The sequence below is a fragment of the Actinoallomurus iriomotensis genome (genome assembly GCF_030269445.1).
Taxonomy (GTDB): Bacteria; Actinomycetota; Actinomycetes; order Streptosporangiales; family Streptosporangiaceae; genus Actinoallomurus; species Actinoallomurus iriomotensis.
In genome coordinates this window covers 378,264-400,691 of sequence record NZ_BSTJ01000003.1, presented here as the reverse complement: position 1 = coordinate 400,691, position 22,428 = coordinate 378,264, and the positions used below count along the sequence as shown (strand labels likewise).

Genomic DNA, 22,428 nt, shown 5'->3' with positions numbered 1-22,428 from the left:
CGGCCGTGACTCTGGGGAGGTGGCTCGCCGCCGGATGCCTGCTGGCCGCGGGCTGTGTTCCGGCGCAGCCCGTACGGTTCCGGCAGCGCACCGCGACGACGACGGCGGTGGTGACCCGTGTGGTCGACGGAGACACGCTCATCGTGCGCGGGCGGGGCCGGGTGCGGCTCATCGGCGTCGACGCGCCCGAGACCTGGCGGCGGCACGACTGCTTCGGGGCGGAGGCCACGCGGGCGCTGCGCCGCCTGACGCCGCCCGGCCGGGCCGTACGCGTCGCCGGCGATGTCCGGCCGCGGGACCGGTACGGGCGGCGGCTCTTCTACGTGTGGACGAGCCGGGGCGTCTTCGTCAACGCCGCGCTCGTACGGGCCGGGTTCGCGCGGGCCTTACCCGTACCGCCGGACACCGCACGTGCGGGCGTCCTGCGTGACGCCGAAGAGACGGCCCGGCGCGGGCATGCCGGCATGTGGCGTCCGGCTCCGGCCGGGTGCGCTCCGCGTCAGTAGACGAGCGCCTGCACACCCTCGGTGGTGATCTCCTCGACGAACGTCGGGGCCCCGGCGATGCGGATTCCCGGCAGCACCTCGTCGTCGGTGATGTCGCGCCGTGCGGCGCACTGGGTGCAGACCGTGACCTGGGCGGCGGACAGCAGGATGCCGAGCAGATCCTCCAGCGGGGTCGCGTGCGGGAGCTCGAACTCCTTGGCCCGGTCGGGCAGGGCGAACCACGACGACTCCCCGGTCAGCCAGAGAGACACGTGCACCCCGCTCGCCACGGCGGCCGCCGCGACCGTAAAGGCCTGGTTGCATCGTTCGGGCGCTTCCGCGCCCGCCGTCACCTTGATCACGAGTGATCGTGCCATATCCGGCAGACTAGTCCTGTCCGGTGGGGACCCGCATGGCCGAGGTTCGCGTGATGATGAACGGCTGCATCGCGGGCTTGCCGATCACCAGGTCACCGAGCTCCGTACGCGCCTGCCCGACGACGTACACCGGGTCGTCGACGGCGACGACGTGCTCCTCGACGAGGAAGCCGACGGTGCGGTCGCGATGCCGGGGGCGCAGCCGGTCGCCGAGCATCGTGGCGAGGCGGGCGGCGAGCGCGCCGCTCGGGCTGTCCTCGAACTCGGAGAACACCGGGTCGCCGAGCTCCAGGTCGGCGCCGCGCGGGTCCACGCGCACCGCCGCGGTGTCGCCCGTCACGTGCAGCGGGCCGGCGAGCTGCTGGGCGACCCGTATGTCACGGATGACGTCGGTCGGCCCGAGCGGACCCGGCCGCCACGCGCGGTAGCGCTCGTACACGGTCACGGCGTACCAGGCGCACGCGAGGCCGGACAGCGGCGCGGTGACCGGCCCGCCGGGCCCCGCGGCGACGCGCCCGTTGATCTCGCGTAGACCCGCGGTGTCACCGGTGATCGGCTCGGCCTTGTGGATCACCCGCCGCCGCCGAGCCGTGCCGACCTTCTTCGACACCACGCCGGCACTCGCCTCGAGCCCGGCGGACAGCAAAGTCATGAGCGCGTACAACCGTTGTCCTTCCTCGACCTTAGGAAGATCAGACGTGACGCCGGCCGGATCGGTTCAGTTCACCGGTGAAGTCCTGATCGCGGGTTTGATCAGGCTATCGCGTGCAAAGCCGACTACGCTGGCCGTACATGGAGCCTGAGCTGCACCCCGACCTCGAGCCGCTGAAGTTCCTCCTTGGAGACTGGGAGGGCGCGGGGGTCGGCGGTTACCCCAACATCGAGAGCTTCCGCTTCGGGCAGGAGATCTCGTTTCGCCATATCGGCAAGCCGTACCTCATCTACACCAGCCGTACGTGGCGCCTCGACGACGAGGGCAACCTCGGTGCGCCGCTGGCGCAGGAGAGCGGCTACTGGCGCGCCCACTCAGGCGGGCGGATCGAACTGGTGCTGGCGCACCCGACCGGCATCGCCGAGATCTACATCGGCAACGTGATCAGCACGCGGGTCGAGCTGCGCACCGACGTGGTCGCCCGTACGGAGACCGCCAAGGAGTACACCGCGGGCCACCGCCTGTACGGCCTGATCGGCGAGGACCTCGGATACGCCTACGACATGGCGGCGGAGGGGCAGAGCCTGCAGTCGCACCTGTCCGCGCAGCTCAAACGGGTCGCGTAACAGGCCGTTTTCGGCTCCCGGGCGTCGTCGGCGTCCCGGGGGCCGGCACGCGTCGGTGAAAGAGTCCGGGCATGAAACGACCCCCGGGCTGTTCCTGCCGGAGCAGGGGTCGACAGGACTGGGTCGACCGGCCACGGGGGTCGGGTGTCTGCCTGGTATTCGCCGGCCGCGTCCTCGGCCGGTTGCCTACCTCCTATGAGGAGGCGTAGGCGGGACGGCGACTAGCGGACAGCCACCTCACGAGTCCTCGTACTATGCATAAGTTTCGGACCACCTCCTTTCCCGCTTATCCCGCACGCTAGATCAGCGCACGCACCGAGGCAAGGGGTTTTTACCGTAGGCACTCGGTGTGATCGCGGGGTGTCTCGGGGTGACGATCCCGATGGTGGCGGGCGGGTGGTGACGCGCACCGCCAGGGTCTGCGGCACAAGTGGGTTTTCCGCGCGTACCGGTGCGGACCGGCGGCATAGACTCGATCCGTGACGGAACTCTGGCACAAGGAGCTGCGAGCGCGGGGCTACCGCGTGACACCCCAGCGCCAGCTCGTGCTGGAGGCGGTGACGGCTCTTCGTCACGCGACTCCAGAGGAGATCTGCGCCGAGGTGCAGCGCACCGCGCGCGGGGTGAACATCTCCACGATCTACCGCACGCTCGAACTGCTCGAGCAGCTCGACCTGGTCAAGCACACCCATCTGGGGCACAAGCCGCCGACGTACCATCTCGCCGCCGAGGCCGAGCACGTCCATCTGGTGTGCCGCGGATGCGAGGCGGTCTACGACGTGGACCCGTCCGTGGCGGACGGTCTGGTCGAACGGCTGGAGGACGACTTCGGGTTCGAGACCGACGTGCAGCACCTCACGGTCTACGGGCGCTGCCGCGACTGCCGTAAGACGTAGTCTTGCCCGTATGGACAGCCCGCTGCTGAGCACCCACGGGGCCGTACCGGCCGATCCCCCCGACGCGCAGGTCGCGGCGCACTACGGCGAACCCTCCGCCGAGCAACGGGCGCTCGCGACGGGTGCCGCGGTGGTCGACCGTGGAAACCGAGGCGTCGTACGCGTGGCCGGCGCCGACCGGCTGCGGTTCCTGCACAGTCTCATGAGCCAGCACCTCGAACGGCTGGCCCCGTACACGCCCACCGAGGCGCTCCTGCTCAGTCCCAACGGCCACGTCGAGCACCACCTGGCCCTGGTCGACGACGGCGAGGCGGTCTGGGCGCACGTCGAGCCAGGCGCGGCCGCGGGGCTCGCGGAGTTCCTCGACCGCATGCGGTTCATGATGCGCGTCGAGGTCACCGACGAGACCGCCTCGTACGCCGTCGTCACGCTCTCCGGTGTCGAGCCGCCCGAGGACGCCCTCGTCACGACCGACGGGCTGATCGTGCCGCGCGAGACGCTCGACCGTGACTGGCACGCGCGGCTCGCCGGCCTGTGGGCGTACGAGGCGCTGCGGATCGCCGCGCACCGCCCGCGGTTCGGCCTGGACACCGACCATCGCACCATCCCGCACGAGGCGGGCTGGATCGACGTCGCCGTGCACCTCGACAAGGGCTGCTACCGGGGCCAGGAGACGGTCGCGCGGGTGCAGAACCTCGGCCGTCCGCCGCGCCGGCTGGTCTTCCTCCATCTCGACGGGAGCGTCGACCACCTGCCCGCGCACGGTGACCCGATCGAGTCCGGCGGGCGCACCGTGGGGTTCGTCGGCTCGGCGGCCCGGCACTACGAGCTCGGGCCGATCGCGCTCGGCATGGTGAAACGGAACGTCCCGGTCGACGAGACGCTGCTCGCCGGAGGTGTCGCGGCGACGCAGGAGGTCATCGTGTCCCCGGACACCGGATCCACCGTCAAGATCGACCTTCGTCGCCGATAAGCCGATAATGCGATAAATAGCAGCAGAACAAGATCATAATGGGCGGCGCTCATGGGAAGGTTCTCTCCGTCGGATGGTGCACCTGAGGGTGCGCCGGAGACCTCGGCGAGGAAAGGGAACATGGGGCGACGGCGGCGTCGGTGGCGGGAGCCCGTCTACGTCTGGTGGGTGGCGATCGCCGCCTTAATGCTCGCGTCCGTGCTGCTGAGCGCGTGGCGGCTCGCGCTCCTGGCTCTGCTGATGTGGTGCGTCTACGAGTTCGCGCTCAACCCCACCGTGTGCCGGGTGATGACGCGGCAGGGGTTCGCCTGCCACGAGCCGGTGCGCGGGCGGCTGTTCGCCTGCTCGTCCGCGCACCAGCGGGTGAAGAACGACGCGATATGGCGTGCCGCCGGCCTGCCCAACCCGTTCGCCCGCGCCACTCCCCACGACCCGAACCGGGACACGGGGGTGGTGGTCTACTCGCCGGCCGTACGCGCGCGGCTGGCGCAGAACGACCGGATCATCCTGACGATCGCGGGCGTCGTCGGCCTGGTGGTCATCCTCACCGCCGTGGTGGGCGTCGTCTGACCGTGCGGGAGGCCGGTCAGACCTCCAGGATGAGCGTGATCGGGCCGTCATTGGTCAGGGTGACCTTCATGTCGGCGCCGAACCGGCCGGTCTCGACGCGTGCGCCCAGGCGCCGCAGGGCGGCGACGACCTCGTCGACGAGCGGCTCGGCGACCGGCCCGGGCGCGGCGGCGAGCCACGACGGCCGGCGGCCCTTGCGCGTGTCGCCGTACAGGGTGAACTGACTGATCACGAGGAGCGGCGCGCCGAGGTCGGAGCAGGAGGCCTCGGCCTGCGGCCCGTCGAAGACGCGCAGGCCCCAGAGCTTGGCGGCGAGCTTGGCCGCGTGCGCGGGCGTGTCGTCGTGGGTCACCCCGACGAGGACCATGAGGCCCGGCTCGTCGATCGCCCCGACGACCTCGTCGTCGACGGAGACACTCGCCCGGCTCACCCTCTGCACCACCGCTCGCACGGACCGCATTCTGCCTCATCCGCGCTCAGCGCGATAATTACGAAGATTTTCTCGCCAAGTCGGGTGTGCGCTTGAAATCATGTTGTCCATGGACAGCACACTGATAACTGTTGCGCCCACCGGCGCCGAGGCCGACAAGGTCGCCGCGCCGGCGCTCCCGGTGACGCTGGAGGAGCTGGTCCAGACGGCGAAGGAGTGCGAGGAGGCCGGCGCGGCCGTCATCCACGTCCACATCCGCGACGCCGAGGCCCGGCCGACGCTCGACCCGGCCCGGCTGCGGGACACGGTGGCCGCCATACGCGAGAGCACCGGCCTGATCGTGCAGCTGTCCACCGGCGGAGCGGTCACCGACCCGTACGAGCACCGGCTCAAGGTCCTCGACGCCATGCCGGACGCCTGCTCGCTCACGTGCGGCACGGTCAACTTCGGCGACGACGTGTTCATGAACCCCTGGCCCTTCATGGCCGAGCTGTACCAGCTCACGCAGGCCAGGGAGGTCGTGCCGGAGTTCGAGCTGTTCGATCTCGGTCACGTCGCCGCGCTGCACCGCCTGCTCGACACCTACGGCGCGCCGTACGGCGGCCACGTCCACTGCGACCTTGTCATGGGGGTGCCGGGCGGCATGCCGGGGGACACCCGGTCGCTGGTGGCCGCGGTCGCGGCGCTGCCCGAAGGCGCCACGTGGTCGGCGACGGGCATCGGCCGGACGAGCCTTCCGGTGATGTACGCGGCCCTGTCGGCCGGAGGCCATCTGCGGGTCGGCATGGAGGACACGCTGACGTACGCCAAGGGGCAGCCGGTGACGTCCAACGCCCAGCTCGTCGAGCGCGCGGTCACCCTCACCAAGATCGCCCAGCGGGCGCCGATGTCTCCGGCGGAGGCGCGGTCGTTCCTTGGCGTCAAGGAATCGTGACGCCTGTTACGAGGCGCATCATCTACGCCAAACGGCAAAAAACTTGAAAATAGCCACATAACGAACACTCCGGGCGAGTCGGTGACCACTCTGTGTAGGGTCATCCGGACCATGGTCAACAACGAAGAGGCGCCGCCGGAGAAGCTGGGACCTTACCGTCGGCTGACCCGGCTCGGGTCCGGCGGTATGGGAGTGGTCTATCGCGCGGTCGATCCGGCCGGCAGGGATGTCGCGATCAAAGTGCTCAGGCCGGCACTGGCGGCGGACCCGACGGCGCGGCAGCGGCTCGCACGGGAGATCGACACGATGAGGCGGGTGCGCAGCCCGCACGTGGCCGAGGTCCTGGACGGTGATGTGACCGCCGTCCGCCCCTTCGTGGTGACGCGCTTCATCGAGGGCCGGCAGCTCGACAAGGTGGTCACCGAGGACGGGCCGTTGCGCGGGGACGCGCTGCGACGGCTCGCGCTGGGCCTGGCCAGAGCCCTGGTGGCGATCCACCAGGCCGGGGTCGTCCACCGTGACCTCAAGCCGAGCAACACGATGATGGTCGAGGGCGAACCGGTCGTCATCGACTTCGGGATCGCGCAGTCCCCCGATTCCGCACGGCTCACCCAGACCGGCATGGTCACCGGCACCCCTGCGTACATGGCGCCGGAGGTCTTCGACGACCTGCCGCCGTCGCCTGCCACGGACGTGCACGCGTGGGCGGTCACCGTCGCGTTCGCCGCCACCGGCCGCCCGCCCTACGGCACCGGCGGTTTCCAGTCCGTCATCCTCAACGTCGTGGAGGGCAGGGCGAACCTGGAAGGGGTCCCCTCGTGGCTACTGCCCCTCCTGCACCCGACGCTGAACCGGGACCCGGCGCGCCGGCCGAGCGCCGCGGCGCTGGTCGAGGCGGTGGCCGCTCTGGGCGACGGCACGGCCCTCACGGCGGAGCACGTCGAGACGCCGTACCGGAACCGGGCGACGCCGCCGCCCGCGCCGACGCGTCCGTCCACACTGCCGGAGCAGCGGCATGCCCCCACGCGTCCGCCCGTCACGCCGGAGCGACGCCCCACCGGCCCTCGCGATCCCCGCCTCTCGTCACCGTCGTCATCGGGGCGCCGGCGCGACGCGCGGTCCGGACGGAAGTGGCCGCTGGCCGTCGCCGGAGTCGTGCTGGTGGCCGGCTTCGTCGCGGGAGGCGTCGCGCTCCAGGGCATGGTCACGCACGGGACCGCGACCGCGCACGACCTCCCCTCGGCGACGCCCTCGTTCGAAGCGTCGCGCCGGCCCTCCGTGCCGGGCCAGGCGGTACCGCGGAGCCCGGCCGATCGTCATGACGGAACATCGCCGTCGAGCGTGCCATCGCACCGCGGGACACGGCACACTCCGGCCACGACGTCGACGCCCCGGAGGTCACGGCCGAACCCCGGCACGACGCGGCCGACGTCGTCCGAGTCCCCGCGGACCGTCACGCCGGGGGCGTTCTGCTCACCGGAAGGCGCGACGGGAGTCACGAACGCGGGAACGCCGATGGAGTGCGTGCGCAAGGAGGGCGAGGACCAGGCGCGCTGGCGCCAGGCCGAGTGACGCCTCCGCGGATCGGCGCCGTCATCCCCGGCCGGTGGGGTGGATAGGCTGATGTTCGCCCGAATATCGCCCTGCTACGGCGAACGCCCAGCTCGTTGAGGGCGTGACGGCCCTGGCGACGGCCGTCTGGTGTGAGTCCACCGGACGAGGCGCGGTCGTCACGAGCCACCGCCGAGCCCGCAACGCTCTCAAGGGGGAAGATGAATCCGGTCCTCGTCGAGGTGGAACGTTCCGGCTTCGTGGAGTCGCGGCATCGCGGCTCAGTGATCGCTCTGGACGCCGACGGCTCCCCGGCGCTGAGCCTCGGCGATCCTGACGAACCGGTCTTCCCTCGGTCGGCGAACAAACCGCTGCAGGCGGTCGCGATGGTGCGGCACGGTCTCGGCCTGGAGAACGAACTGCTCGCGCTCGCGGCGGCCAGCCACTCGGGTGAGGACTTCCACGTCGCGGGAGCGGAGAAGATCCTCGCCGGGGCGGGCCTGACCGCCGACGCGCTGCGGTGCCCGGCGCAGTGGCCGCTCGACATCGAGCTCGCCGTCGTACGGGAGAAGTCGCGGCTGAGGATGAACTGCTCGGGCAAGCACTCGGCCATGCTCGCGACCTGTGTGATCAACGGCTGGCCCACCGAGTCGTACCTGTCGCCGGAGCATCCGCTGCAGGTCGCGGTGCGCGAGACGGTGGAGGAGCTGACCGGTGACCGGATCGTCGCCACGGGCGTGGACGGCTGCGGCGCCCCGCTGTTCGCGATCGGCCTGACCGGGCTGTCCCGCGCGTTCCGCGCGCTGGTCATCGCCGAGCCGGGCACACCGGAACGGCGGGTCGCGGACGCGATGCGGGCCTACCCGGAGTGGACCTCGGGCACCGACCGCGAGGAACGCCGCCTCATGGACGCGGTGCCGGGCCTGCTGGTCAAGTGCGGCGCGGAGGGCATCGACGCGTTCGCCCTCGCGGACGGCCGCGCGGGCGCCATCAAGATCGATGACGGTGCGATGCGCGCCCGTACGCCGGTCACGGTCGCGACGCTGCGGGCCCTCGGCGTGGACGGGGCGCTCGGCGAGCTCGCCACGCTGCCGGTCCACGGCGGCGATTCGGTGGTCGGCGAAATCCGCGCGGTCGGCTTTTAGCCACCGACGCGGTCGGCTTTTAGTCGCCGACATCGCTTTTGGTCATCGACACCGTGTCAAGGTGATCCGGGCGCCGTGATACCGGCGCCCGGTCGGAGGGATCAACCGCCCGATTCGTGCGGCAGGGCCGATGGCTGTTCGCCTTTCACACCCATGGATTTTCCGACGGCCCTTGTCCCTGCTTTCGCCGAATCCGTGACCGCCCCGGTTCAGTACCGGTGGTGGTACCGGTGATGCCTGTGGTGCCTGTGGTGCCGGTGGTGCCTGTGGTGACGCCGGTGGTGACGGCGGCGGTGGCGGTGGCGACGCCGGTGGTGGTCCGAGGCGACTGTACGCGCGCTGGTCGACGTCGTCTGCTGAACGCCGGCCGGAGCCGTGCCGGCGGTCACGGCGGGTGTGACCGAGGCGATGTCTTCCATGGCATACGCGGGCGTGCTCGCGAACAGGGCGCCGGCCGTCGCTATGGTGACGAGGCCGGCGGCGGCGCTGAACTTCTTTCGCACATCGTCTCCCTTGGTTGCCGGGGATTGGCACGAGACACATCGACTATTCGCGCTCTCGTGGTCCTCTACAGTTCCAGTATCCCGGCGTACCATCCGCGTCACACAATGCGCAGGTAAGGTCATCACAAAGCCGGACATTTCCGGCTCATGACTCCTTAGTCAGGACAGAGTTGTCAACTTGACCCGGCAGGGAAGGACCGGGCTTGGAGGTAGCTGCCCAGCCGGCTGCTGGGTGGGCTCCTCCGTTCAGACACTCCTATGGGGTGGCAGGGACGCGTGACTCACGCCCCGCGGTCCACACAGCCTCGCCTTTACGGGCGATGTTGCGGGAGGCGTTCCGGTCCGCGTGGGCAACGACCCCGCAGTTCCGGCAGAGGAAAACCGATTGGCTGACCCGGTTCTTGTTGTCGATGTGGCCGCACTCGCAGCACTGCTGTGAGGTGTAGGCCGGATCGACGAAGACCACGGGCACACCGGCCCGCTTGGCCTTGTAGGTGATGAAGTCTGCGAGCTGGGCGAAGGCCCAAGAGTGCAGCGCGACCCGCTGGGGCTCGCGGAGCCGTACCCTCTGCCGGATCCCCTTGAGGTCTTCCAGGGAGATCCCGGACGAGGTGCGTTCAGCCTCGGTCACGCTCCAACTTCGCCGGGGCGGTCCAATCCGGCCCTCGACGGTCCACACCGACACGGTCCCGGCGTCGTACTGCCACGACAGGCACCGGTCGTCATAGGGCTGCGCGGCCTCGGCACGGAAGGCGATCGGTTTGGCCTCGGCCTTGACGCGACGACGAGAGCCCGGCTTGCCGAGGTTCCCGGCGCGAATGTTCGCCCGGCCCTGAAGCTGAGGGACCGGGGTTCCTCACTAGATCGCTCTGAACTGTCGCGAGGCCGAGATGGCCCCGGACGTCGCCAGCGTGAAGCTCCGCATCGACTCCGCGAAGTTGGACAGGTCCCACTCGGCCGGGCCCTCGTACCAGTAGAGGTTGTCGGCCCGCTCGCCCTCGCCGCCGATGTCGGCGACGGTTCCGGCCCAGCGGGCCACGGAGTCGAACACCACCGCGTAGGGCAGGTAACGGGAGAACATCGCCACCCGGTCGCCCGACGGCGCGTCCGGCGTCTCGCCGCGGTACAGGTACGCGCGGAAGCCCAGCGTGTGCGCGAGCACGGTCGCCCCGCGCGTGGTCTTGGCGGGCATGTACTGCCCGCCGATCGCCAGTGCCGCCCCCGCGATGACCAGCGCCAGGCCGATGAGCGCCAGGTTCGTGTACAGGGCCAGGGCGATCGTGCCGATGATGCCGAGGCCCGCGAGAACGGTGCCCGCGGTGGTCCAGCGGGTGCGCTCGGAGTCCGGCCGCCGCGTGAACCACCCCTGCCGTACGACGTCCTCGTACAGGGCGCCGCGCACCGCCGCCAGCTGGTCCGCGAACGTGCCGCCCAGCTCCGACAGCCGGACCACGTCGCGGCCGGCGAACAGCGCGTCGTAGAGCACCCGCTCGTACGGCATCAGCTCGTCGGCCGGCCGGTCGAGCCGCCGCAGCTGCCAGTCGAGCCGCCCGTACGTCTCACGGGGCAGCTCCTCGATCAGCAGGTAGCGCCGGACCGCGAGATCGATGATCGTGGCGGTGACGTCGATGACGTCGGCCTGCTCGTCGATGAGGGTGCCGATCTGACCGGGCCGTACGCCGTCCGGCGGCGAGAACTCCCCGTCGTCGAGCGGCGCGTGGTCGCCCTCGGCCGCCTTCCTGCTGACGATGCGCGCGTCCCGGCCACGGGTGGAGTACAGCAGGGCGACGCCGCCGAGCAGCAGCACGAGCAGGCCGAGCAGTGCCGCGCCCGTGACGGCGTTGACCGTGAACGCCGTCGCCAGCGTGTGCCGTTCGTCGTACGCGGGCGTGCCGGACGTCGTGCCGGGCGGATAGCCGATCACGATGGTCAGGTACTCGCCGGGCTGCAGGCTCTCCTGCCGGAACTCCGCCTGAACGTGCGTGTGGTTGGTGAAGAACTGCGTGCAGCCGACCGTGCTGTCCAGCTCGCCGGCGAAGCAGTTGAGGTCCTGCACTGCGGCGCCGCCCTCGACCGTCACCTGGGTCTGCGCGACGGGGACGTTCCAGCCGCCCGCGGCGACCCAGTCGAGCTGCTGGCGCCCCCGCAGCGGCGTCATCGTGCCGTGCACGGTGTAGGTCAGCGTGACGGTGCGCCGGCCGGAACCCCCGCCGCCCGACGGCGTGAGGATCGTACGGTCGCCGTCGACGGTCACCGCGCCGCCGTGGACGTCACGGATGTCGAACCGCCGGTCCCGGCGGTCGTCGACGTGCTTGAGGCGGACGAGGGAGCGTCGCACCCCCGTGCCCTCGAACGTCACCGTCTCCTTGGCGTGCAGGACGCCGTCGTCCGTCGTGGTGAGCGCGACGTTGTCGGAGACGACCTGGCCCGCCGGTCCCGCGTACGCGGGAACCGCACAGGTGAGGAGCCCACCGACGGCGACGACGGTGGTGAGAAGCCGGGTCCGTACCAGCATGGGCGCACAGCGTACCGGGGAACGGCCGGTCCTATACAGGGATGACCTGCGCGGGTAGGCCGTGATGCATTTTTTCTCTGCTATGCGATGATTCTGGTCGCGGTCGCCTCCTGCCCGTACGGGAGCTGGGCACGCCGGGGACGGCCGGGAGAAGGGACGGAAGCGAGTGGCAGATCCTCGTCGATCGCCTTCGCAGAGTGGCCAGGCGTCCCGCGGGCCGTCCACGCAGGCACCGGACTACGGGTACCACCGGCCGGCCCGCCGGCCGCGGCGCACGGCGACGGGGGTCGTCCTCGCCACTCTGGGCGGGATGGCGGCGCTGTTCGTCGTGGCGGTCCTCGGGTACTCGCTGGCCGGCGGCGACTCGAAGGCCGGGACCGGCGGCGACAGGTCACGCCTGCGGTCGGGCAGCCGGACCGCCGCGCTCTCCGGCCCCCTGTACGTCAGCGGGACCCTGCCCCGGATCGAGTGCCGGCTGCCCAAGATCGCCGAGCATGACGAGGCGTCGATGCGGCGGTTCCTCGACACTCTGTCCGACTGCCTGGACCAGGCGTGGGAGCGGCAGTTCGCCAAGGCCGGCGTCCCGGGCTTCACCGCGCCGCAGCGCGTCTTCTGGAGTCTGCCCGGCAGCAGCCCGTGCGGTTCGTACCCCGCGCCCGGCGCATCGGCGTTCTACTGTCCGGCCAACGACACGATGTACGTCGGCCTGAGCAACGTCGTGGACACCGCGGGCGGCGAGCCGGTGTCGCACTACGCGGTGTACGCCCGGGTCATCGCGCACGAGTACGGTCACCACGTGCAGGAGGACGCGGGGATCCTGGAGTACGGCCACGAGCTCATGGCGTCGGACGAGACGGACGCCCGCGCTGAGGCGAGCCGGCGGATCGAGCTGCAGGCGCAGTGCTTCGCGGGCGCCTTCCTGTCCGCCGAGCGCCGCACCCTGCCGATGACCCGCAAGCAGTACGAGGCGATGATCGACGACAACCGGGCGCGCGGCGACGACGAGTCACGGCCCGACCTGCGTGACCATGGTTCCGGGCGGCACTACGCCGGCTGGGTGGTCCGCGGCTATCGCCAGGGCGTGCTGTCGGCGTGCAACACCTGGACGGTCTCGGCCGCCGACGTTTCGTGAAGGGGAACGGATGATCGAGGACGTCGACGCGTTGCTCCGCTCGGTGGTGGACGAGGACGCCGCCCTGGGCATCGCCTACGGCGTGGTGGACCGTACCGGGCTCGTGCACGCGGCCGGTCACGGCGTGATCGGTGACGGCGGCCGGCGTCCGGACCCGTCGACGGCGTTCCGCATCGCGTCGATGTCCAAGAGCTTCACCGCCGCCGCGGTCCTGCTGCTGGCCGAGCGCGGCGCGCTGTGCCTCGCCGACCCGGTGAGCCGCCACGTGCCGGAGTTCGCCGCCGTACGGCTGCCGACGTCGGACTCCCCGCAGATCACCGTGGAGATGCTGCTGTCGATGTCGGCCGGGCTGCCCACCGACGACCCGTGGGCGGACCGGCAGGAGTCGATGAGCCGGGAGGAGTTCGGGCGGCTCCTGGCGAGCGGCCTCCGCTTCGTCAGCACCCCGGGCACCGCCTACGAGTACTCCAACCTCGGGTACGCCATCCTGGGCCGCGTGGTCGAGGCCGCCTCGGGGGAGTGCTTCCAGGGGTTCGTGCGGGATCACCTGATCCACCCGCTGGGGCTGACCTCGACCGGCTACGACACGTCGGTGAAGGCCCCGGGCGGCGTCGCGACCGGACACGTACGGCTCGACGGGCGCTGGCAGGCGCTGCCGTTCTCCGAGCCGGGCGTGTTCTCGGCCATCGGCGGGCTGTTCAGCACGGTCGAGGACCTGGCCCTGTGGGTGCGCTGGCTCGCCGACGCGTTCCCCGCCCGCGACGGCGAGGACCCCGGCCCGCTGAGCCGCGCGTCGCGCCGCGCGATGCAGCAGGTCCAGTGTGCCCGTCCGCCGGCGCCCCACGGCCCGGTCGGGTACGGCTACGGCCTGGTGATCCACCATGAGCCCGAGTGGGGGACCGTCGTCTCGCACGGCGGTGGATACCCCGGCTTCGGCTCGCACATGCGCTGGCACCCGGCCACCGGTCTCGGCGTCATCAACCTGACGAACGCCCGGTACGTCTCGGCGCACGAGAAGGTGGAGGAGGCGCTGCGGACCGTCCTGGCGGCCGCCGTGGACCCGCCGGGCCCGGCGGAGCTGTGGCCCGAGACGTCCGAGGCGAGGACCGTCGTCGAGCGGCTGCTGCGAGAGTGGGACGGCGCGCTGGCCGGCGCCTGGCTGGCCGAGAACGTGGCGATGGACCTCGACCTGGCACGCCGCCGCAACCGGATCGGGACCCTGATCGAGGACGTGGGCCCGCTGCTGGAACCGTCGGACGCGCTCCTGCGCACCGACTCCCCGGCCCACGCGGTGTGGGAGGTCAGGGGCGTACGCGGATCGCTGCGCTGCGAGATCCGGCTCACCCCGCAGGACCCACCGAAGATCCAGACCTTGAGCGTACGGCGGCTCGGCGCCGCCGAGGCCGCCCGCGCCCGCAAGCACCGGCACGCGACCTGACAGGGAACGCGATGTGACTCGTTTCACGCCGCTCTGCTTGCAAGCGTGCTTGCAATAGCAAGCAGGGCGACGCACAGTAGAGGCATGGCGACTTCCAAAGTCGGCTCCATCGGGGAGTACATCCGGGAGCAGCGCCAGCGGGCCAAGGTCTCGCTGCGGCAGCTGGCCGATGCCACGGGTGTCTCCAACCCGTACCTGAGCCAGATCGAGCGGGGGCTGCGAAAGCCGAGCGCGGAGATCCTGCAGCAGATCGCGAAGGGTCTGCGCATCTCCGCCGAGGCCTTGTACGTCCAGGCGGGGATCCTCGATGAGCGTGAGTCCGACACGGACGTCCAGGCCGCCATCCGCGCGGACGTGGGCCTGTCCGAGAGACAGAAGCAGGTCCTGCTCGACATCTACGAGTCGTTCCGCAACGAAACCGGGAGCGCGGCGGCACCGGACGCCGAAGCCGTCATCCGCACGACCCCACCGACGGAAGGAACGAGCACATGACCATCACCGAGAGGCTGCGGGACAGCAAGGCCTTCTACGCCGCCGCGGGCGCCGGCGACTTCGCGGTCGAGAAGATCCGTGAGGTGCCGGACCGCATCAACCGGCTCCAGGAGAAGACCGACCCCAAGGACCTGGGCGGCGCCGCCGTGGCGTACGTGACCCAGGTGGGCGCCCGCGCCGCCGAGGTGTACGACGGGCTGGCCGAGCGCGGCAAGCGCATCGTCAGCCGGGTCGACCGCCAGAAGGCCACGCAGGAGCTCGAGGCCTCGGCCAAGGCCACGGTCCGCAAGGCACGTGCGGCCGCCGGCTCCGCGCGCCAGACGGCGCGTACCGCCACCAAGGCCGCCGGCGACGCCTCCAAGAAGGTCGGTAACTGACGACGCCACGCCGTACGTCACCGCGGTCCTGACCGCGTCACCGACGGCCCGGGCGGGGCGACCCGCCCGGGCCGTCGCGCGTTCTCCCGGTCCGTGACGGGAGGCGTGACGCGGGGGAAAACGCATACGCTGGGGCCTGTCAAGCAATGTCGCGGCGTTCCGGCGCCGTCCACCGCAGGGAGTCAGCCGTGATCAGTGGAGCCCAGGGGGTCGTGGCCTACCTGTTCTGGGCCGTGGCGATCGCCGCGTTCGTCGTCGAGGTGTGGGCGTTCGTCGACGCCGTACGACGTCCGGCCGCCGCGTACTCGGCCGCGGGCAAGCTCACCAAGCAGCTCTGGTTGATCATTCTGGGGATCGCGCTGCTGTTCGGCCTGGCCGGCGCGGTGCAGTTGGTGTCGATCATCCAGATGCTGCCGATCATCGGCTTCATCGCGGCGGCGGTCTACCTCGCCGACGTGCGTCCCGCGGTCCGGCAGTACGGCCGGGGCGGGTCCTCCTCCGGGCCGTACGGGCCCTGGTAAGCCGGTGAGCCGGGCCGCCGCGGATCACCACGGCGCCCGTCTCGAAACCGGGCGCTGACCCTATGGCTTGGCGAGCTTCAGCGCGCGGAGGTCGGCCACGAAACGGCCGGCGATGTAGCGGGCGCCGGCCGTGCTCGGGTGGACGCCGTCGCTCAGGATGTACAGCGGCGCGTTGCCGGTGCCCTGCACGCGGTCGCCGGTGATCCAGCGCTCGCGCAGCGGGTCGACGAACGGCACGTTCTGTTCGCTCGCGACATTGGCCAGCTCGTCGCGGATGCGCTCCACCTTCGGCGTCGGATCGCCGCTGCCCCACAGCGGGCCCATGAGCAGCATGCGCGTGTCGGGCCAGGTCTGCCGGATCGTCGTCAGCAGCTGCCGGGCCGCGCCGGCCACCGTCGCCGGCGGGTGGTTGCGGTCGTTGTGGCCGCCCGAGACGATCACCAGGTCGGGCGCCGGGCGCCAGGCGAGCTGCTCGGTGAACAGGTCGGCGAAGTTCTTGTGGACGCTGCCCACGGCCACGAACCCGGTGCCGCGGTAGCCGCCGAGGATCACCTGCCAGCCGAGCGTGCGCGCGGTGTCGGCGGCGTAGGTGAGCTCGGGTACCTGCCCGAGCCGTCCGGTCGTGTAGCTGTCACCGAGGAACATCACGATCGGCGCGCGACGTGGCGCCGCCTTGGTCGGGGCACTGTCAGCCCGTGCCCTGCCCGCCGCACCACCGCACCCCGCCGTCGCGAGGAGAGCGGTGACGGCGGCGACGCTGTTCATCACGCGTCGTCTCATCCCGCCCCCTGTACCCGCGCCCGGCGAGCGGGCGTCCTATGGTCCTTGTTATGGCGACGACGCACCGACTTGAGCTGACCGACCAGACACTTCGCGAATGGGATGCGACAGTGCTCTCGTCCGGTCCCGACGGAATCGTCCTCGACCGTTCCGCATTTTATCCAGGCGGAGGCGGACAACCGGCCGATCTTGGAGTCTTGCTGTGGCAGGGAGTCCAGACGCGCATCGCCGGCGTGCGGAAGGGCGACGACCTTTATCTGATTCCCGAGGAGGGCGACCCGCTGCCACCTGCGGGAATCACGGTGCACGGCGCGATCGAGGACGAACGCCGCACCAGCCTCATGCGGACACATTCGGGTTTGCACGTTCTGTGCGGTGTCGTGTTCCGCGACTACGGCTGCCTCGTCACGGGCGGCAACATGGAGCCCGGCGTCGCGCGGATGGACTTCAACCTGCCCGAGGTGCCGCCCGGCTTCAAGGAGGCGGTCGAGGACGCCTGCAACGCCGAGATCGTCGCCGACCGGCGCATCGACGTGCGGTCGCTGCCGCGCGCGGAGGCGTTCCAGATCCCCGACATCATCCGTACCGCGACGAACCTCGTCCCGCCGGAGGTGGAGGAGGTCCGCATCGTCGACATCGTGGGCCTGGACACCCAGGCGGACGGTGGCACCCACGTCGCGTCGACCCGCCAGATCGGCCGGCTGCGCGTCGCCAAGGTGGAGAACAAGGGCAAGGGCTTCCGGCGCGTCCGCATCCGCATCGAGGACTGACGCGGCCGCGCCGCAGGGTGGGGTGCCGCGGAGGCTCTGAGCGAACAGTGCGGTGGGGAAGAAGACCTCGATCGACGTGGCCGCGTTCTCCGCTCCTCCTCCGGCGAGTCTCGCCGACCGCGCGTCCACAGCCGCGACCAGGTCGGTGCCCGGCTCGGACGAGATCTGTCGTCCGTGGCCGTCGACCGGCGGCACCGGGAGATGCGGCCGCGGCGACTGCTTGTTTCGTTACTGTGTGTCGCGCGCGGCGAGCCGTTCGGTGATCTCGGTCCTGACGGTCTCGTGCAGCTCGTCCGACGTGAAGCCGAGGTCGCGCAGGATCCGCGCGGCCGGGCTCTCCTCGCTGCGGATCAGGCCCAGCAGCGTGTGTTCCGTGCCGACCCAGCCGTGGCCGAGGTCGGCCGACGCGCGGCGTGCCTGTTCGATGGCCTCCTTGCTCGCCGGCGCGAACGCGATGTGGCCTCGCAGCGCCTTCTTCCCGGCCGGCGGCATCGCTTCCTCGATCGCGTCGCGGATGCGTTGCTCCGACTCGGTCTTCGCCGTCAGCACCTCGTACGCCAGGCCCCGCGGTTCGCCGAGCAGGCCGAGCAAGATGTGTTCGGTGCCGATGAGGTCGTGCTTGTGCGTTCGGGCGGCCTCCTGCGCCAGCACGATGGTGTGCCGGTTCAGGTCGGTGAACCGCTCGAACGCGGCGGGCGCGTGGCGTTGCTGGGCGGCCTGTTTGGACACCCCGATGGCCTCGCCGATCTCGCTCCACGACGCACCGGACTGCTTGGCCTTGCCGACGTAGTGGCCGACGAGCTGGTCGGCGAGGTCGGACAGGGTCTGGGCACGCAGTTGCGCCTCGCTGATGCGGGCCAGGTCGTTGGCGTCGGGGAGTTCCTCGTCGAGACGGGCGATCAGGTCGGCCAGGCTGATGTTGAGTGGACTCATGCGTCAATCGTAGATTGACGATCGCCGCTCGTCAATCTGAAATTGACGCACGCGGCCGTGCGGTGGGGGGCGACGGCGACCGTGCCGGGCCGCGTGGTCGCATGCGGCTGACGTGACCTCGCGTGCACCGCCGCGACGGTCAGGGTGGCGGCGACCGCGAGCGCGCCCGTGAAGGTGATCGCGTCGACCGTGCCGGTCACCATGGAGCGCCACGACCAGTACTGCTTCTGTGCGTGACTGCCGCCGTGCGGCGTGGACATGCGCGTCCTTCCAGCCCTCGGAGACGCCCAGCGGGCTGCCGGTCCAGTACGAGGTGTGCGGGCCCCGGGCCATCGAGGCGAAGCCGGAGCAGTCCCTGCGGTACCGGCCGTAGGTGTTGCGGTACGTGCCGGTCTGGGAGTACGGGACCTTGGCCGTGACCCGGCTCTTGCCGTGCTTGAGGATCGTCGGCCGGGGTCTTGCGGCACTTGTGCGCGGCGACGGCGGCGGCCGCCGGAGAGGCGCCCGCCGCCGCGTGCGCGGTGCCGGCGAGCCCCGCTCCCGCCAATCCGCCCATGCCGAGGGCGCGCCGAACCGTATGCGCGGGTCGTCGCGGGAATGCCTCTGTGCGCAAAGGACGGCCCCACGGCGTGCCGCCGTGGGGCCGTCCGGGGGAGTGGGGCTCAGTTGACGGTCAGGGTCTCGGCGACGGGGCGTGGGCTGTTCGGGGTGCACGGGATGGTCAGGGTGCCGAGCAGCGAGACCGATGCCTTGACCGTGACGTTGCCGCCCTGGATCTGGTCCGTGCCGGCCGCCGTCGGCGTCCAGTCGCCGCTCAGGTCGCCGGTGATGGGCTGGTTGGCGGGGACGGACCCGCCGCTGCCGGTCACCGAGAACGAGGCGGTCTGCGCCCCGCTCACGTTGAGGGCGGCGGTCGCGCTCCAGGAGTTGATGGCGAGCGGCGAGGACAGGCTCAGGTTGGAGATGTGCAGCGCGAAGTGGGTGGCGGTGCCCACGGTCGACGGGTTGGGGGACGCGGTCAGCGTGCCGGTGATGGTGACCGTCTGCGACCCGGACAGCGGGACGCTGCAGGTGTAGGCCGCCGAGAAGCCGGCGGCGTGGGCGGGCGCCTGGACGGCGAGCGTGCCGAGTCCGCCGAGCGCTAAGACGGTGGAGGCGGCCGCGACACGCCTGGCGAGGGACCTGGTCATCGGGGGCTCCTTTCACCCGGGCCGGCGGGTGCGACTGGTTGACCCGGGTCCCTTACTTATCCGTAACAAGCGGGTAAGAGGTCAACTGACTCATGAGTAAGTTTCACGTTCGTCGCCTGCGCCCGGGCCTGCGGAGGTCGCGGCGCAGGCCGGTCAGGAGGCGTCGTCGGTGGCCGGGCGGGTGAGGGCCGGCACCGACTCCAGGACCTGCTCGACGATGGCGAGGGCGCGTGCGGTCGCCTCGCGGGTGCGGTCGGCGTCGTACCGCTGGGCCCGGCAGTAGGTGATGGCGGCGCGCAGGCCGCCGAAGGCGACGCCCATGACCGTCGCCGCGGTGACCTCGTCCAGGTCCGGGGCGATGCCGCGGAGCACCTCGACGAAGCCCTCCTCCGCGTCCGCGAAACGCTTGAGGGCCTGCGCCTGCAGGGACGGGCGGTCGCGGATGAGGGCGACCTGGATCGCGCCGTCCTCGTCCTCGGCGGAGATCGCCTCCACCAGCGCGTCGGCCACCCGGCGGAACGTCGCCAGCGGGCTCTCGCCGCTCGGCCGTTCGGCGAGGCGGGCGCGGATGTCGGCCAGGCGTTCGTCCATCTCGGCGAACACCACGTCGTCCTTTGACGGGAAGTAGCTGAAGAAGGTGCGGGGCGACACGTCGGCGGCGGCGGCGATGTCGGAGATCGTGGTCTCCTCGAAGCCGCGCTCGTCGAACAGGCGCAGGGCGGCGGAGGCGATGGCCCTGCGGGTGCGGAGCTTCTTGCGCTCCCTCAGCCCCATGTGATCCATTTCACCAATATATACACTCGATGCGAAGTTGCAGCCGTTGCACCTTTTTCCGTGGCGTGCTGTCCTTGCACCATGGCACGGATACTGGATCGGCTTGGGCGGTTCTGTGCCCGGAACCGGCGGTGGGTGTTCGCCGTCTGGGGCGCCGTCGCGGTCGCGACCGTCATCCTGGGGGTGACCAACGGGGGCACGTTCGTGCAGCAGGACCGGCTGCCCGGCACCGAGACGCAGGCGTCGATCGACCTGCTCCGCAAGAACTTCCCCGACGTCACCGGTCCCACGGCGACGATCGTCTTCCACCCGCAGCGCGGCGTCTCGCTGAGCGACTGGCGCGTCGCGGTGCAGGTCGGCCAGGCCATCAAGCAGGTCGGCGAGCTGCCACGCGTGGCCACCGTCGAGAACCCCTACGGCGGTACGGGCGGCGCCAAGGGCCCGAACGCCGTCGTCGCGGTCGCCCACCTCAAGGGCACCGCGCGCGATCTGCGGCCCGAGGACATGAACGCCCTGGAGGAGGCCACCGAGCCGGCCCGGCTGGCCGGGGTCGACGTCGACTTCGGCGGCATCGCCTCCATGATCCTCAACCAGCCCAAGGCCGGGCCCAAGGAGGGCGTCGGCGTCGTCCTGGCGCTCGGCGTGCTGCTGCTGGCCTTCGGCTCGTTCCTCGCCGCCGGCGTGCCGATCGTGGTGTCCCTCGCGGCGCTCGCGGTGGCGTACTCGCTGATCCACTTCGGCGCGTCACTCGTGCAGGTGCATCCGACCGCGCCGATGGTGGCCGCCATGCTCGGCCTCGGCGCGGGCATCGACTACTCGCTGTTCGTGGTGACGCGACATCGGCGGCAACTCGCCGACGGCATGGACGTGGAGGCCTCCGTCGGGCAGGCGCTCGCCACGTCCGGGCACGCCGTGGTCTTCGCGGGCGGCACGGTGGTGTTCGCGATCTGCGGGCTGTGGTTCTCCGGCATCACCTTCATCGGCATCATCGGCCTGGCCAGCGCCATCGCGGTCCTCCTCATGGTGACCGGCGCGCTGACCCTCCTGCCCGCGGTGCTCGGCGCGCTCGGCACGGACATCGACCGGTACCGGCTGCCGCGGGTGCGGCCCGACAAGTCCACCCACCGCTGGGAGCGGTGGGGCCGGCACGTGGACCGCAACGCCTGGCCGTACGCGATCGCCGCGACCGCCTTCCTGCTCTTCCTCGCGACCCCGGTGCTCAGCCTGCGCTTCGGCATCATGGCCGACAGCACGCTGCCGCACTCCAACAGCGCACGCCGGGCGTACGACGTGACGGCCGAGAACTTCGGCCCCGGCTGGTACAGCCCGTTCGCCGTCGTGGCGTCCGTGCCCTCGCCGGCGGATCCGCCCCGCGCGGACGAGTCGACCAAGACGGCGAAGGGCTGGTCGGCGCTGCGCCGCGAGCCGGGCGGGCGGCTGAACGTCAGCCCCGACGACCGGCCGGCGCCCAACCCGCGGGCGCGGCGGCTCGGGGAGGAGCTGCAACGGCGGTTCCGCGGCGTCCACGACGTCGCCGCGGTGGACAACATGGTCGTCGCCGGCGACAGCGTCATCCTCACCGTCGTGCCCACGTCGCGGCCGGAGACCGCGGCAACCGCCGACCTGGTGCGGAACCTACGCGAGAACGTCATCCCGCCGATCATGAGGGCGCATCCGGGGGCACGCGCGTACGTCGGGGGAGAGTCACCCGCGATCATCGACATGGCCACGATCGTCAAGCAGCGCATGCCCTACGTGGTCGTCGTCGTGGTCGGCGTGGCACTGGTCCTGCTGGTCATCGCGTTCCGCTCGGTGCTGGTGCCGCTCAAGGCCGCACTGATGAACCTGCTGTCGATCGGCGCCTCGTACGGCGTGGTCACCGCGGTCTTCCAGTGGGGCTGGGGCATCCGCCTGATCGGCCTCGACCAGCCGATGCCGATCGTGTCGTTCGTGCCGCTGTTCATGTTCGCGCTGATCTTCGGGCTGTCGATGGACTACGAGGTCTTCCTGCTGTCCCGGGTGCGCGAGGAGTACCTGCGCACGGGCGATCCGCACGAGAGCGTCGTGAAGGGCATCGGCTCGACCGCCCGGCTCATCACGTCGGCCGCGCTCATCATGATCTTCGTCTTCCTGAGCTTCCTCGGCCAGCCGGACTCGATGGTGAAGATGATGGGCATCGGCCTCGCCTCGGCGGTCGCCGTGGACGCGACGGTGGTGCGCCTCGTGCTCGTACCGGCGCTGATGAGCCTGCTCGGCCATGCCAACTGGTGGTTCCCCGGCCGCCGCCGGCCGTCCTCGCCTCAGCACGAGCCGGCCGAGCGCCGGTTCGAGCCGGTCGGCTGACGCGACCTCCGGCGGGGAAGG

24 protein-coding genes and 1 pseudogene are annotated in these 22,428 nt (G+C 71.1%); 15 read left to right on the top strand and 10 right to left on the bottom strand.

The features are described 5' to 3' along the window. The first annotated feature begins 5 nt into the window (after positions 1-5). Complete coding sequence (locus tag QSK37_RS14935; protein WP_285620787.1) at positions 6-506, top strand: thermonuclease family protein; 501 nt, start codon at positions 6-8, stop codon at positions 504-506. Here the strand turns inward: QSK37_RS14935 and QSK37_RS14930 are convergent. Further along, positions 500-862 (bottom strand): DsrE family protein, encoded by a 363-nt coding sequence (locus tag QSK37_RS14930; protein ID WP_285620785.1) that lies wholly within the window; start codon positions 860-862, stop codon positions 500-502. The genes QSK37_RS14935 and QSK37_RS14930 overlap by 7 nt on opposite strands. 10 nt (positions 863-872) lie before the next feature. Next, a complete protein-coding gene (locus QSK37_RS14925) occupies positions 873-1,514 on the bottom strand; it encodes a GIDE domain-containing protein (RefSeq protein WP_285620784.1) in 642 nt (213 codons plus the stop codon). Positions 1,515-1,654: 140 nt separating this feature from the next. Between QSK37_RS14925 and QSK37_RS14920 the strand changes: the two genes are divergently transcribed. From QSK37_RS14920 to QSK37_RS14905, 4 genes are all read left to right on the top strand, one after another. Then, positions 1,655-2,140 (top strand): heme-binding beta-barrel domain-containing protein, encoded by a 486-nt coding sequence (locus QSK37_RS14920; protein ID WP_285620782.1) that lies wholly within the window; start codon positions 1,655-1,657, stop codon positions 2,138-2,140. Positions 2,141-2,619: 479 nt separating this feature from the next. Next, positions 2,620-3,036, top strand: a complete 417-nt coding sequence (locus QSK37_RS14915; protein ID WP_285568210.1) for a Fur family transcriptional regulator — start codon at positions 2,620-2,622, stop codon at positions 3,034-3,036. Positions 3,037-3,046: 10 nt separating this feature from the next. Next, a complete protein-coding gene (ygfZ, locus tag QSK37_RS14910) occupies positions 3,047-4,009 on the top strand; it encodes a CAF17-like 4Fe-4S cluster assembly/insertion protein YgfZ (RefSeq protein WP_285620779.1) in 963 nt (320 codons plus the stop codon). 120 nt (positions 4,010-4,129) lie between these two features. Then, complete coding sequence (locus QSK37_RS14905; protein WP_285620777.1) at positions 4,130-4,579, top strand: hypothetical protein; 450 nt, start codon at positions 4,130-4,132, stop codon at positions 4,577-4,579. 16 nt (positions 4,580-4,595) lie between these two features. Here QSK37_RS14905 and dtd read toward each other — a convergent pair whose 3' ends face one another. After that, positions 4,596-5,030, bottom strand: a complete 435-nt coding sequence (gene dtd, locus QSK37_RS14900) for a D-aminoacyl-tRNA deacylase (protein ID WP_285568921.1) — start codon at positions 5,028-5,030, stop codon at positions 4,596-4,598. A gap of 88 nt (positions 5,031-5,118) precedes the next feature. Between dtd and QSK37_RS14895 the strand changes: the two genes are divergently transcribed. The 3 genes from QSK37_RS14895 to QSK37_RS14885 all read left to right on the top strand — a co-directional run bounded on the left by QSK37_RS14895 (position 5,119) and on the right by QSK37_RS14885 (position 8,639). Further along, positions 5,119-5,943, top strand: coding sequence for a beta-keto acid cleavage family enzyme (locus QSK37_RS14895; RefSeq protein WP_285620775.1), 825 nt, complete (start codon positions 5,119-5,121; stop codon positions 5,941-5,943). A gap of 111 nt (positions 5,944-6,054) precedes the next feature. After that, the gene (locus QSK37_RS14890; protein WP_285620773.1) at positions 6,055-7,515 is read left to right on the top strand and encodes a serine/threonine-protein kinase; all 1,461 of its coding nucleotides are present in this window, start codon (positions 6,055-6,057) and stop codon (positions 7,513-7,515) included. A 200-nt stretch (positions 7,516-7,715) separates the two neighbouring features. Next, positions 7,716-8,639, top strand: a complete 924-nt coding sequence (locus tag QSK37_RS14885) for an asparaginase (protein ID WP_285620770.1) — start codon at positions 7,716-7,718, stop codon at positions 8,637-8,639. Between the two features lie 759 nt (positions 8,640-9,398). Here the strand turns inward: QSK37_RS14885 and QSK37_RS14880 are convergent. Both QSK37_RS14880 and QSK37_RS14875 read right to left on the bottom strand, forming a co-directional pair. Continuing rightward, a pseudogene (locus QSK37_RS14880) lies at positions 9,399-9,971 on the bottom strand (RNA-guided endonuclease InsQ/TnpB family protein); the annotation flags it as partial. 30 nt (positions 9,972-10,001) lie between these two features. Further along, positions 10,002-11,657, bottom strand: coding sequence for a DUF2207 domain-containing protein (locus QSK37_RS14875; RefSeq protein WP_285620768.1), 1,656 nt, complete (start codon positions 11,655-11,657; stop codon positions 10,002-10,004). 166 nt (positions 11,658-11,823) lie between these two features. On the opposite strand from QSK37_RS14875, the gene QSK37_RS14870 reads away from it, so the two are divergent. The 5 genes from QSK37_RS14870 (at position 11,824) to QSK37_RS14850 (ending at position 15,617) form a co-directional block, all read left to right on the top strand. Continuing rightward, the gene (locus tag QSK37_RS14870) at positions 11,824-12,789 is read left to right on the top strand and encodes a neutral zinc metallopeptidase (protein WP_285620763.1); all 966 of its coding nucleotides are present in this window, start codon (positions 11,824-11,826) and stop codon (positions 12,787-12,789) included. Positions 12,790-12,799: 10 nt separating this feature from the next. Beyond that, positions 12,800-14,227: a serine hydrolase domain-containing protein gene (locus QSK37_RS14865; protein WP_285620761.1), complete on the top strand. Its 1,428-nt coding sequence runs from the start codon at positions 12,800-12,802 to the stop codon at positions 14,225-14,227. Between the two features lie 84 nt (positions 14,228-14,311). Then, positions 14,312-14,719, top strand: coding sequence for a helix-turn-helix domain-containing protein (locus QSK37_RS14860; protein WP_285568230.1), 408 nt, complete (start codon positions 14,312-14,314; stop codon positions 14,717-14,719). Further along, positions 14,716-15,096, top strand: coding sequence for a hypothetical protein (locus QSK37_RS14855; RefSeq protein WP_285620759.1), 381 nt, complete (start codon positions 14,716-14,718; stop codon positions 15,094-15,096). Before QSK37_RS14860 ends, QSK37_RS14855 begins: the two co-directional genes overlap by 4 nt. Positions 15,097-15,284: 188 nt before the next feature. Next, positions 15,285-15,617 (top strand): DUF2516 family protein, encoded by a 333-nt coding sequence (locus QSK37_RS14850; RefSeq protein ID WP_285568233.1) that lies wholly within the window; start codon positions 15,285-15,287, stop codon positions 15,615-15,617. Between the two features lie 60 nt (positions 15,618-15,677). Here QSK37_RS14850 and QSK37_RS14845 read toward each other — a convergent pair whose 3' ends face one another. Beyond that, a complete protein-coding gene (locus tag QSK37_RS14845; protein ID WP_285620757.1) occupies positions 15,678-16,397 on the bottom strand; it encodes an SGNH/GDSL hydrolase family protein in 720 nt (239 codons plus the stop codon). A gap of 50 nt (positions 16,398-16,447) precedes the next feature. Here QSK37_RS14845 and QSK37_RS14840 point away from each other — a divergent pair, with 50 nt between their 5' ends. Further along, positions 16,448-17,167 carry an alanyl-tRNA editing protein gene (locus QSK37_RS14840; RefSeq protein ID WP_285568235.1) on the top strand — a complete coding sequence of 240 codons (720 nt, stop codon included), beginning with the start codon at positions 16,448-16,450 and terminating at the stop codon, positions 17,165-17,167. A gap of 228 nt (positions 17,168-17,395) precedes the next feature. Here QSK37_RS14840 and QSK37_RS14835 read toward each other — a convergent pair whose 3' ends face one another. From QSK37_RS14835 to QSK37_RS14820, 4 genes are all read right to left on the bottom strand, one after another. After that, entirely contained in the window at positions 17,396-18,100 is a 705-nt protein-coding gene (locus QSK37_RS14835; protein ID WP_285620756.1) for a Clp protease N-terminal domain-containing protein, read from the bottom strand. After that, entirely contained in the window at positions 18,097-18,360 is a 264-nt protein-coding gene (locus QSK37_RS14830; protein ID WP_285620752.1) for a hypothetical protein, read from the bottom strand. The genes QSK37_RS14835 and QSK37_RS14830 overlap by 4 nt, the downstream gene beginning before the upstream one ends. 402 nt (positions 18,361-18,762) lie before the next feature. Further along, entirely contained in the window at positions 18,763-19,290 is a 528-nt protein-coding gene (locus tag QSK37_RS14825) for a hypothetical protein (protein WP_285620750.1), read from the bottom strand. 153 nt (positions 19,291-19,443) lie between these two features. Next, entirely contained in the window at positions 19,444-20,073 is a 630-nt protein-coding gene (locus QSK37_RS14820) for a TetR family transcriptional regulator (RefSeq protein ID WP_285620744.1), read from the bottom strand. 72 nt (positions 20,074-20,145) lie between these two features. Here QSK37_RS14820 and QSK37_RS14815 point away from each other — a divergent pair, with 72 nt between their 5' ends. Further along, on the top strand, positions 20,146-22,407 hold the full coding sequence (locus tag QSK37_RS14815; RefSeq protein WP_285620741.1) for an MMPL family transporter: 2,262 nt from the start codon (positions 20,146-20,148) through the stop codon (positions 22,405-22,407). Positions 22,408-22,428: the final 21 nt, after the last annotated feature.

Excerpts from the sequence above, each read along its gene's own strand:
- QSK37_RS14875 (WP_285620768.1), bottom strand. The coding sequence starts at position 11,657 with ATGCTGGTACGGACCCGGCTTCTCACCACCGTCGTCGCCGTCGGTGGG.
- QSK37_RS14840 (WP_285568235.1), top strand. The coding sequence starts at position 16,448 with ATGGCGACGACGCACCGACTTGAGCTGACCGACCAGACACTTCGCGAA.
- QSK37_RS14930 (WP_285620785.1), bottom strand. The coding sequence starts at position 862 with ATGGCACGATCACTCGTGATCAAGGTGACGGCGGGCGCGGAAGCGCCC.
- QSK37_RS14890 (WP_285620773.1), top strand. The coding sequence starts at position 6,055 with ATGGTCAACAACGAAGAGGCGCCGCCGGAGAAGCTGGGACCTTACCGT.
- ygfZ (WP_285620779.1), top strand. The coding sequence starts at position 3,047 with ATGGACAGCCCGCTGCTGAGCACCCACGGGGCCGTACCGGCCGATCCC.
- QSK37_RS14925 (WP_285620784.1), bottom strand. The coding sequence starts at position 1,514 with ATGACTTTGCTGTCCGCCGGGCTCGAGGCGAGTGCCGGCGTGGTGTCG.
- QSK37_RS14895 (WP_285620775.1), top strand. The coding sequence starts at position 5,119 with ATGGACAGCACACTGATAACTGTTGCGCCCACCGGCGCCGAGGCCGAC.
- QSK37_RS14845 (WP_285620757.1), bottom strand. The coding sequence starts at position 16,397 with ATGAGACGACGCGTGATGAACAGCGTCGCCGCCGTCACCGCTCTCCTC.
- QSK37_RS14830 (WP_285620752.1), bottom strand. The coding sequence starts at position 18,360 with ATGTCCACGCCGCACGGCGGCAGTCACGCACAGAAGCAGTACTGGTCG.
- QSK37_RS14815 (WP_285620741.1), top strand. The coding sequence starts at position 20,146 with ATGGCACGGATACTGGATCGGCTTGGGCGGTTCTGTGCCCGGAACCGG.
- QSK37_RS14920 (WP_285620782.1), top strand. The coding sequence starts at position 1,655 with ATGGAGCCTGAGCTGCACCCCGACCTCGAGCCGCTGAAGTTCCTCCTT.
- QSK37_RS14865 (WP_285620761.1), top strand. The coding sequence starts at position 12,800 with ATGATCGAGGACGTCGACGCGTTGCTCCGCTCGGTGGTGGACGAGGAC.
- QSK37_RS14820 (WP_285620744.1), bottom strand. The coding sequence starts at position 20,073 with ATGGATCACATGGGGCTGAGGGAGCGCAAGAAGCTCCGCACCCGCAGG.
- QSK37_RS14885 (WP_285620770.1), top strand. The coding sequence starts at position 7,716 with ATGAATCCGGTCCTCGTCGAGGTGGAACGTTCCGGCTTCGTGGAGTCG.
- QSK37_RS14860 (WP_285568230.1), top strand. The coding sequence starts at position 14,312 with ATGGCGACTTCCAAAGTCGGCTCCATCGGGGAGTACATCCGGGAGCAG.
- QSK37_RS14905 (WP_285620777.1), top strand. The coding sequence starts at position 4,130 with ATGGGGCGACGGCGGCGTCGGTGGCGGGAGCCCGTCTACGTCTGGTGG.
- QSK37_RS14855 (WP_285620759.1), top strand. The coding sequence starts at position 14,716 with ATGACCATCACCGAGAGGCTGCGGGACAGCAAGGCCTTCTACGCCGCC.
- QSK37_RS14825 (WP_285620750.1), bottom strand. The coding sequence starts at position 19,290 with ATGACCAGGTCCCTCGCCAGGCGTGTCGCGGCCGCCTCCACCGTCTTA.
- QSK37_RS14835 (WP_285620756.1), bottom strand. The coding sequence starts at position 18,100 with ATGAGTCCACTCAACATCAGCCTGGCCGACCTGATCGCCCGTCTCGAC.